Annotated in this window: 10 protein-coding genes; 1 reads left to right on the top strand and 9 read right to left on the bottom strand. The window is 71.2% G+C overall.

Annotation, left to right across the window (positions count from 1 at the left end):
* A partial coding sequence (locus tag AC1D15_RS01170) for an anti-sigma factor (RefSeq protein ID WP_477824593.1) occupies positions 1–734 on the top strand: 734 nt, incomplete at its 5' end.
* Here AC1D15_RS01170 and AC1D15_RS01165 read toward each other — a convergent pair.
* Genes AC1D15_RS01165 through AC1D15_RS01125 form a run of 9 tightly spaced genes read right to left on the bottom strand, consistent with a single transcriptional unit; the run spans position 710 to position 8,094 of the window.
* Positions 710–2,239, bottom strand: a complete 1,530-nt coding sequence (locus AC1D15_RS01165; RefSeq protein WP_477824592.1) for a sensor histidine kinase — start codon at positions 2,237–2,239, stop codon at positions 710–712. The genes AC1D15_RS01170 and AC1D15_RS01165 overlap by 25 nt on opposite strands.
* A gap of 26 nt (positions 2,240–2,265) precedes the next feature.
* Positions 2,266–3,267 (bottom strand): lipopolysaccharide heptosyltransferase II, encoded by a 1,002-nt coding sequence (gene waaF / locus AC1D15_RS01160; protein WP_477824591.1) that lies wholly within the window; start codon positions 3,265–3,267, stop codon positions 2,266–2,268.
* 9 nt (positions 3,268–3,276) lie between these two features.
* Complete coding sequence (locus AC1D15_RS01155) at positions 3,277–3,486, bottom strand: zinc-finger domain-containing protein (protein WP_465110256.1); 210 nt, start codon at positions 3,484–3,486, stop codon at positions 3,277–3,279.
* Positions 3,487–3,493: 7 nt separating this feature from the next.
* The gene (locus AC1D15_RS01150; RefSeq protein WP_047508415.1) at positions 3,494–4,417 is read right to left on the bottom strand and encodes a branched-chain amino acid transaminase; all 924 of its coding nucleotides are present in this window, start codon (positions 4,415–4,417) and stop codon (positions 3,494–3,496) included.
* A 56-nt stretch (positions 4,418–4,473) separates the two neighbouring features.
* The gene (locus AC1D15_RS01145) at positions 4,474–4,896 is read right to left on the bottom strand and encodes a hypothetical protein (protein WP_477824590.1); all 423 of its coding nucleotides are present in this window, start codon (positions 4,894–4,896) and stop codon (positions 4,474–4,476) included.
* Positions 4,893–5,690: a metallophosphoesterase family protein gene (locus AC1D15_RS01140; protein ID WP_477824589.1), complete on the bottom strand. Its 798-nt coding sequence runs from the start codon at positions 5,688–5,690 to the stop codon at positions 4,893–4,895. The genes AC1D15_RS01145 and AC1D15_RS01140 overlap by 4 nt, the downstream gene beginning before the upstream one ends.
* Positions 5,691–5,713: 23 nt before the next feature.
* Entirely contained in the window at positions 5,714–5,977 is a 264-nt protein-coding gene (locus tag AC1D15_RS01135) for a DUF6587 family protein (RefSeq protein WP_465110252.1), read from the bottom strand.
* A gap of 15 nt (positions 5,978–5,992) precedes the next feature.
* Complete coding sequence (gene feoB, locus AC1D15_RS01130; protein WP_052212607.1) at positions 5,993–7,837, bottom strand: ferrous iron transporter B; 1,845 nt, start codon at positions 7,835–7,837, stop codon at positions 5,993–5,995.
* Positions 7,834–8,094 carry a FeoA family protein gene (locus tag AC1D15_RS01125; protein ID WP_047508431.1) on the bottom strand — a complete coding sequence of 87 codons (261 nt, stop codon included), beginning with the start codon at positions 8,092–8,094 and terminating at the stop codon, positions 7,834–7,836. The genes feoB and AC1D15_RS01125 overlap by 4 nt, the downstream gene beginning before the upstream one ends.
* Positions 8,095–8,118 lie beyond the last annotated feature (24 nt).

The raw sequence follows: 8,118 nt of genomic DNA, 5'->3' as shown, positions 1-8,118 counted from the left end.
GTGCTGCGCGATGGCCGTGCGCGGGGTGCCTGATGGACTACAGCCGGCCTGAACTGGCCGATCGCCTCGGCGCCGAATACGTCGCCGGCACGCTGCGCGGCCCGGCGCGGCGCCGCTTCGAATCGCTGTTGCCCGGCCACCCAGCGCTGCGCGGTGCGGTGCAGCGCTGGCAGGACCGCCTGATGCCGCTGACCATCACGCTCGCCCCGGTGAAGCCGCCGGCGCGCGTGTGGCGGCGCATCGAGACCCGGCTCGGACTGCGACCCACTGAGGCACCGTCGCAGGCCTGGTGGGCGCGCCTCGCGTTCTGGCGCGTGTTGAGCGGTGTCGCCACCGCCGCAACGCTGGCGCTCGCGTTCATCGTCGCGAGCCCGCCGCCGGCCCAAGCGCCGATCGTCGTGGTGCTGTCGGCCGCTGCGCCGGCCGACCAGCCGAATGCGGTGACGCCGGCCAGCTTCGTCGCGAGCATCAGCGCCGATGGCCGCGCGATGGTGACGCGGCCGCTGACCCCCGTCAGCGTGCGGCCCGACCGCTCGCTCGAACTGTGGGCGCTGCCGCCGAGCGGCGCGCCACGCTCGCTGGGCGTGATCTCGGCCAGCGGGTCGACGGTGGTGCGCCGCGGCCAGGTGCTGCAGGGCACCGCGGCACTGGCCGTCACGCTGGAACCGCCGGGCGGATCGCCGTCGGGCGCGCCGACCGGCCCGGTGCTCTACGCCGGCAAATTGACGCTCTGATCGGCGCTGCGCGGCAGCATCACGCTGAACGTCGAGCCCGCGCCCGGCGTGCTCTCGACCTCGATGCGCCCGCCCATCAGCACGATCAGCGCGCGCGTGATCGCGAGGCCGATGCCGGTGCCCTGGATGCCGCTGCGCGCCTGCGCGAGCCGGTTGAACGGCTCGAACAGCTGCGGCAGGTCCTTCTGCGCGATGCCGATGCCGTCGTCGATCACCTGCAGCAGCACCGCGCCGTCGCGGGCCTCGGCACGCACCCGCACCGAGCCGCCGGCGCGGTTGTACTTCACCGCATTGCTCAGCAGGTTCAGCACCACCTGGCGCAGCCGCGTCGGGTCGGCGCGCACCTGCAGCGCCCGCGCGYCTTCGATCGGCCGCAGCGTCACGCCCGCCTCGCCGGCCTGTGGCGCCAGCATGTCGAGGCATTCGCCGAGCAGCGGGCCGAGCGCGATGTCGGCCGACTCCACCGAGAGCTGGCCGGCCTCGATGCGGCTGTGGTCGAGCAGGTCGCCGATCATGCGCAGCAGGTGCTCACCCGATTCGCGGATCAGCGCGACGCGGCGGTGCTGCGCCACGCTGAGCGGCTCTTCGTCGAGCTCCAGCAGCTGCGCGAAGCCGAGCACCGCGTTCAGCGGCGTGCGCAGCTCGTGGCTCATGCGCGACAGGAACTCGGTCTTCGCGCGGTTCGCCGCATCGGCCGTCGCGGCGGCGGCGCGCGCCTTCTCGAGCTCGCGGTACTCGGTGATGTCCTCCAGGTAGCCGTGCCACAGGATCGAGCCGTCGGGCGCACGCCGCGGCGACGACACCGCCTGCATCCAGCGCAGGCTGCCGTCGGGGTGGTGGTAGCGGTATTCGGTGCGCTGCGTCGCCTTGCTGCGGGCCCAGTTCGACACTGCGGCCATCAGTTCCTCGCGGTCGCTGCGCGCGATGCGGCGGAACATCTCCAGCGCATCGGCCATCAGCTGCTGCGGCGTCAGCCCCAGCACCTCGGTGCAGCGGTCGCTGACGAAAGGGATCTCGGCCCGCCCGTCCGGCCACAGCCGGTACTGGTACAGCACGCCGGGCACGTGGCGCATGATCTGCTGCAGCCGCTCGTCGCGCTCGGCGGCCTCGCCCTGCGCCTGGCGGCGCAGCGTCACGTCGCTCAGCGTGCCGACCATGCGGCGCGGCCGGCCGTCGGGCCACCACTCGACGATGCGGCCGCGCTCGGACAGCCAGCGCCAGCTGCCGTCCTTGTGGCGCGCGCGGTACTCGCTCTCGTAGGCCGGGATCTCGCCGCGCGCATGGCGCAGGTACGCGGCGTGGTTCAGCGGCCGGTCGTCGGGGTGGATCACGCTGTCCCAGCCGGCCTGGGTCGGCAGCATCTCGCCGACCGCGTAGCCGAGCAGCGCGACGCTGCCGTCCATGCCGCTGAGCGCGTCGGCCTCCATGTCCCAGGCCCAGACCGAGGTGCCGGCGCCGACCAGCGCCTCGCGCATCAAGCGATCCTGCTGCAGGTCGGTGGGCATCGTGCGATGTGGCGTTGCGGCCGGTGTCAGGCGGCGCGTAACCGCTCGGCGAGCGCGGCTTCCACCCGCTGCGCACTGACGCCGGTCAGGCAGCGGGTGTGGCCGAAGCGGCAGGTGCGGTCGAAGCAGGGGGCGCAGTCGAGCTGCAGCTCCTCCTTCAGCCAGATCACCTGCGCGCGCGGGTTCAACGGCGGCGTGTGCTCCGGGCTGGTCGAGCCGAACACGGCGACCTGCGGGATGCCGAACGCCGCCGCGACGTGCATCAGCCCGGAATCGTTGCTGACGACACCGCGGGCGCCGGCGATCAGCACCATCGCGTCGATCAGCGTGGTCTTGCCAGCCAGCACGTGGCAGGCGCCGGGCGCGGCCGCGGCGATCTCGTCGCACAGCGCGACTTCCTTGCCCGAGCCGAGCAGCACGATCGGCAGCCCGTGGGCGGCCTGCAGCGAGCGTGCGAGTTCGGCGTAGTGCGAGGCCGGCCAGCATTTGGCGGGACCGTATTCGGCGCCGGGCGCGAAAGCCCAGTACTGCTGCGGCGCCAGGTCGGCCGCGCGGGTCACGCGCTCGAGCGTTGCCGCATCGAACTGCAGGCGGGGCCGTTCACTCTCGGCGGGGCCGCCCGCCAGCGCGCTGTAGAACGCCACCATCGGCGGGCGCCCGCCGGGGTTCGGCAGCCGCTTGTTCAGCAGCAGCGGCCGGCCTTCGCCCTGGTAGCCGATGCGCTGCGCAATGCCGGCGAAGAACGGAATCAGCGCCGACTTGATCGAGTTCGGCAGCACGTAGGCGGTGTCGAAGCGGCCGCGCAGCGTGGCCGCGACACGGCGCCGCGCCGACCAGTCGAGCCGCCCGTGCGCGAACGGCAGCTCGATCACCTCGCGCACGCCGGCCATCGCCCGGTACACCGGCGCGACCCACGGCAGCGCGGCGACCGTCACCTCGTCACCGCGCGCCGCCAGCCGGCCGACCAGCGGCTGCGACATCACCGCGTCGCCGATCCACTGCGGGGCGATCAGCAAGGCGCGGTTCATCGCGTCGGGTCAGTGCGAGTGGAGTTTTTCGCCGGCCTTCAGGCGATACACGGTGCCGCAGTACGGGCACTTGCCTTCGCCGGTCGTCGCGACGTCGATGAACACCTTCGGGTGGGTGCTCCACAGCGCCATCTTCGGGTTCGGGCAGAACACCACGCCGGGGCCCTGCACGTCGTGCGCGGTGACCTCGACCACTTCCTGTTGTTTGCTTGTGCTCATGGGGTCCTCAGACGGCGGTCAGCCATTCGGCGTACTTGGGGTTGCGGCCGTTCACGATGTCGAAGAACGCGCTCTGGATCTTCTCGGTGATGGGCCCGCGCGAGCCGCTGCCGAGCTCGATGCGGTCGAGCTCGCGGATCGGCGTCACCTCGGCGGCGGTGCCGGTGAAGAAGGCCTCGTCGCTGATGTAGACCTCGTCGCGGGTGATGCGCTTCTCGACCAGCTTCAGGCCCAGGTCGTTGCAGATCGCGAAGATCGTGTTGCGGGTGATGCCGTTCAGCGCCCCGGCCGACAGGTCGGGCGTGTAGACCACGCCGTTCTTGATCACGAAGATGTTCTCGCCGGCGCCTTCGCTGACGAAGCCGGAGGCATCGAGCAGCAGCGCCTCGTCGTAGCCGTCCTCGGTGGCTTCCATGTTCGCGAGGATCGAGTTCGTGTAGTTGCTGACCGCCTTGGCCTGCGTCATCGTGATGTTGACGTGGTGGCGGGTGTAGCTGCTGGTCTTCACGCGGATGCCGCGCTTCAGGCCTTCTTCGCCCAGGTAGGCGCCCCAGGACCAGGCGGCGACCATCAGGTGGATCTGGTTGCCCTTCGGGCTCACGCCCAGCTTCTCGGAGCCGATCCAGGTCAGCGGGCGCAGGTAGCAGCTCTCGAGCTGGTTCTCACGCACCACGGTGCGCTGCGCGTCCATCACCTCCTGCAGCGAGAACGGGATCTTCATGCGCAGGATCTTCGCGCTGTTGAAGAGCCGCTCGGTGTGCTCGCGCAGCCGGAAGATCGCCGTGCCGTTGGCCGTCTTGTAGGCGCGCACGCCCTCGAAGGCACCGCACCCGTAGTGCAGCGTGTGGCTGAGCACGTGGATCTTGGCGTCGCGCCAGTCCACCAGTTGCCCGTCCATCCAGATTTTTCCGTCGCGATCGGCCATCGACATGGCAGGCTCCTGTGTGGGGAATGAGGCTGAGGAAATCAGACTGAAAGCAGGCGATTTTACGGATTGGCCGGATCGACCGGGTCCGCGGGGTCCGCCGCAGCCTCGGGAGCGGGCCGCACCAGCGTCCACTTCGCGAGCTTGCCGCCCTTGAACTCCAGCGTGACCTCGCTGCCGCCGTCGTCGGCCCAGGCCCAGGTGTCGCCGTCGGGATCGATCCTGCGGCCGAGGCTGCGCGTCATCGTCACCACCTGCATCATCGTCAGGCCCGCACTCAGCTTCGAGTTCAGCATCACGGTGCTGCCGACGTGGCCGACCGGCGCCTCGCCGGCGTTCTTCATCACGCGCAGCGCGCGGCTGAACTGGATCAGCAGCCAGAACACGATGACCGACGCAGCCATCACGACGCCCTGCCAGCCATAGGCCTGCCACGCTGCCGCCACCGCGATCACCGCGAGGCCCCACCCGACGATTGGATTCATGCGCGCGATGTTACGGGGCGGATCGGGGCACTCGCCTGTGCAGTTTCCACAACGAAGCCGGTTCGCAGCGCGGCGGCCCAGTCCGGGCGGCCGTGTCGATCGGCCCGCTGCGCGGCCGGTTCGGCGTCGTAGGGCACGGCGCGCCATTCGACCTGCCAGCCGGCGGGGCGGCGCGTCAGCAGCGCATAGCGGGCGTGCGGCGTGCCGTTCTCGACGACGTGCGGGTGCGGATGGTCGTCGTCGTAGGCCTGCAGGCCGACGCTGCCGGGGTTGACGACGAGCCGCCCATCCGCCAGCCGCAGCCCACGCGGCACATGGGTGTGGCCGCACAGGATCACACCGTGCGCCACGCCTTGCTGGGCAGCGCCGGCGCGCGCTGTCGCCTCGGCGAGCGTGGCCGGCCGCAGGCCGCCGGGATCGACCGATTCGAGGAAGTAGACGAGGTCGCTGCCGGGCGTGCCGTGGCAGCAGAACACCTCGTCCGACAGCTGCAGCGTGGCCGGCAACCCGGCGAGCCACGCCCGGTGCTGCGGCAGCAGGCGTTCGGCGGCGAACGCATCGGAAGCCCCCATCGCCGCGACATCCGGCACCAGCACCTGGCGCTCATGGTTGCCGCGGATCGTCGGCAGGCCGAGCGCCATCAGCCGCTCGGCGGTCTCGGTGATCCACAGCGGGCCGGACAGGATGTCGCCGAGGTTGACCGCCAGGTCGGCGCCGGTGGTGGCGATGTCGGCCAGCACCGCATCGAGCGCGGGCAGGTTGCCGTGGATGTCGGAGAGGGCGGCCAGTCGCATGCCGCCATTGGACTACGAACCGCTCAGGAACGCCGGTGGATGCGGATCGTCTGCGCCTTGCCGGCCTGCGCCGCCGCGGCCGTCTTCGCGGGCACGTCGCAGCCGTCGCAGCCGCAACCGGCCGGCACCTGCGCGGCGCGCTGCAGGCGTTGCGCGATCGGCGCCGGCCACGACGGCCAGCGGGCGAGGCGCCCGGCGACCGTGCGGCGCAGCGCCGCCGGCATCAGCGCGTTGACCGCGTAGCCGAAGCAGCCGAGGACGATCAATCCGACGATCAGGTCTTGCATGGCGGACCTCCCGGTTCAGGCACCGAGCCACAAGGTGGCGCGGTAGGTGATGAACGATGCGACGTAGGCGAGCGCGAACAGGTAGCCCGCCATGATCAGCGGGTAGCGCCACGAGTTGGTCTCGCGGCGCACCACCGCGAGCGTCGACATGCACTGCGGCGCGAACACGTACCAGGCGAGCAGCGAGTAGGCGGTCGCGATCGACCAGCTCTGCGCGATGACCGGCGCCAGCGAATCGGCCACCTCGCCGGCCGCCGACATCGCATACACCGTGCCGAGCGCACCGACCGCCACTTCGCGTGCGGCCAGTCCCGGCACCAGCGCGATCGAGATCTGCCAGTTGAAGCCGATCGGCGCGAAGATCACTTCGAGCGCGCGACCGAGGTAACCCGCCAGGCTGTACTGGATGGCCGGGCCGGTGGCGCCATCGGGCGGCCCGGGGAAGCTCGACAGGAACCACAGCACCACCGTCAGCGCGAAGATGATCGTGCCGACGCGGCGCAGGAAGATGCGCGCCCGCTCCCACAGGCCGATCGCGAGGTTGCGGACGTTCGGCACCCGGTACGGCGGCAGTTCCAGCATCAGCGGCTGGTAGCTGCTCTTCATCCAGGTGCGCTTGAGCACCCAGGCCACCGCCATCGCCGACAGCACGCCGGCCACGTACAGCACGAACAGCGTCACGCCCTGCAGGTTGAACCAGCCGACGCTGCGCTTCGGCACGAAGGCGCCGATCAGCAGCGCGTAGACCGGCAGCCGGGCCGAGCAGGTCATCAGCGGCGCGACCATGATGGTGGCGAGCCGGTCGCGCCAGTTCGGAATGGTGCGCGTGGCCATGATGCCGGGGATCGCGCAGGCGAAGCTCGACAGCAGCGGGATGAAGGCGCGGCCCGACAGGCCGACCTTGCCCATCACGGTGTCGAGCAGGAACGCGGCGCGCGGCAGGTAGCCCGAGTCTTCCAGCACCAGGATGAACAGGAACAGGATCAGGATCTGCGGCAGGAACACCAGCACGCTGCCGGCGCCCGCGATCACGCCGTCGACCAGCAGGCTGCGCAACGGGCCGTCGGCCATGTGCGCGCTCAGGAACTCGCCGGCCGCGGCCATGCCGTCCTTGATGGCGTCCATCGGCACGTTGGCCCACGAGAACACCGCCTGGAACATCAGGAACAGCAGCGCCGCCAGCAGCACCAGGCCCCACACCGGGTGCATCACCACCGCGTCGATGCGGTGGTTGAAGCGCTTGAACTGCATCGCGCCGGGCACCGCGACCGCCAGGATGCGGCGCACCTCGCGCTGCAGCTCGGGCAGCGTCGGCGTGTCGGCGACGGCCGGCGGCGTCGGCCATTCGGCCTGTTTCTCGAGCTGGGCCAGCAGCGCCTCGTGGCCGCGGCTCTGCACCGCGACGGTCTCGACGACCGGCACGCCGAGCTCGGCCGACAGCTTCGCCACGTCGATCTGCAGCCCGCGCGCGCGCGCCACGTCGGCCATGTTCAGCGAGACGATCATCGGCCGGCCGAGGCGGCGCAGCTCGAGCACCAGGCGCAGGTTCATCGGCAGGTTGGTGGCGTCGACCACCGCGACCAGCGCATCGGGCGCGGCCTCGCCGGCGCGCAGGCCCATCACCATCTCGCGGGTGACCTCTTCGTCGGGCGTGGCCGGCGTCAGGCTGTACGCCCCGGGCAGGTCGATCACCGACACCGTGCGGCCGTTGCGCAGCGTCGCGCTGCCGACCTTGCGCTCGACGGTGACGCCGGCGTAGTTCGCGACCTTCTGGCGCGCGCCGGTCAGCAGGTTGAAGAGGGCCGTCTTGCCGCAGTTCGGGTTGCCGACGAGGGCGATGCGAAGGGCCTCGGCGCTCATGTCGGCAGCCCTTCGACGTTCACCTCGACGCACTGCGCCTCGATCTTGCGCAGCGCGAAGAAGGTCTCGCCGATCTGCACCGCGAGCGGCTCGCGCCCGCCGGGACCGCGGCGCAGCAGTTGCACCGGCTCACCGGGCAGGAAGCCCAGCTCGCTCAGGCGGTGCAGCATCTGCGGATCGGGCGAGCCCTCGGCGCGCAGGCCGATGACGGTGCCACGGGCACCGGCGGGCAGGTCGGAAAGTCGGGGAGCGGTCATACGGGCGGGGGCGGACAAACCAGA

The organism is Rhizobacter sp. P2_H2 (genome assembly GCF_056403375.1).
Note: the sequence above shows the minus strand (reverse complement) of the source record. Positions and strands in the feature narration are given on the sequence as shown.

Coding starts and splice junctions, on each gene's coding strand:
- AC1D15_RS01125 (WP_047508431.1), bottom strand. CDS start 8,094: ATGACCGCTCCCCGACTTTCCGACCTGCCCGCCGGTGCCCGTGGCACC.
- waaF (WP_477824591.1), bottom strand. CDS start 3,267: ATGAACCGCGCCTTGCTGATCGCCCCGCAGTGGATCGGCGACGCGGTG.
- AC1D15_RS01150 (WP_047508415.1), bottom strand. CDS start 4,417: ATGTCGATGGCCGATCGCGACGGAAAAATCTGGATGGACGGGCAACTG.
- AC1D15_RS01155 (WP_465110256.1), bottom strand. CDS start 3,486: ATGAGCACAAGCAAACAACAGGAAGTGGTCGAGGTCACCGCGCACGAC.
- AC1D15_RS01140 (WP_477824589.1), bottom strand. CDS start 5,690: ATGCGACTGGCCGCCCTCTCCGACATCCACGGCAACCTGCCCGCGCTC.
- AC1D15_RS01135 (WP_465110252.1), bottom strand. CDS start 5,977: ATGCAAGACCTGATCGTCGGATTGATCGTCCTCGGCTGCTTCGGCTAC.
- AC1D15_RS01145 (WP_477824590.1), bottom strand. CDS start 4,896: ATGAATCCAATCGTCGGGTGGGGCCTCGCGGTGATCGCGGTGGCGGCA.
- feoB (WP_052212607.1), bottom strand. CDS start 7,837: ATGAGCGCCGAGGCCCTTCGCATCGCCCTCGTCGGCAACCCGAACTGC.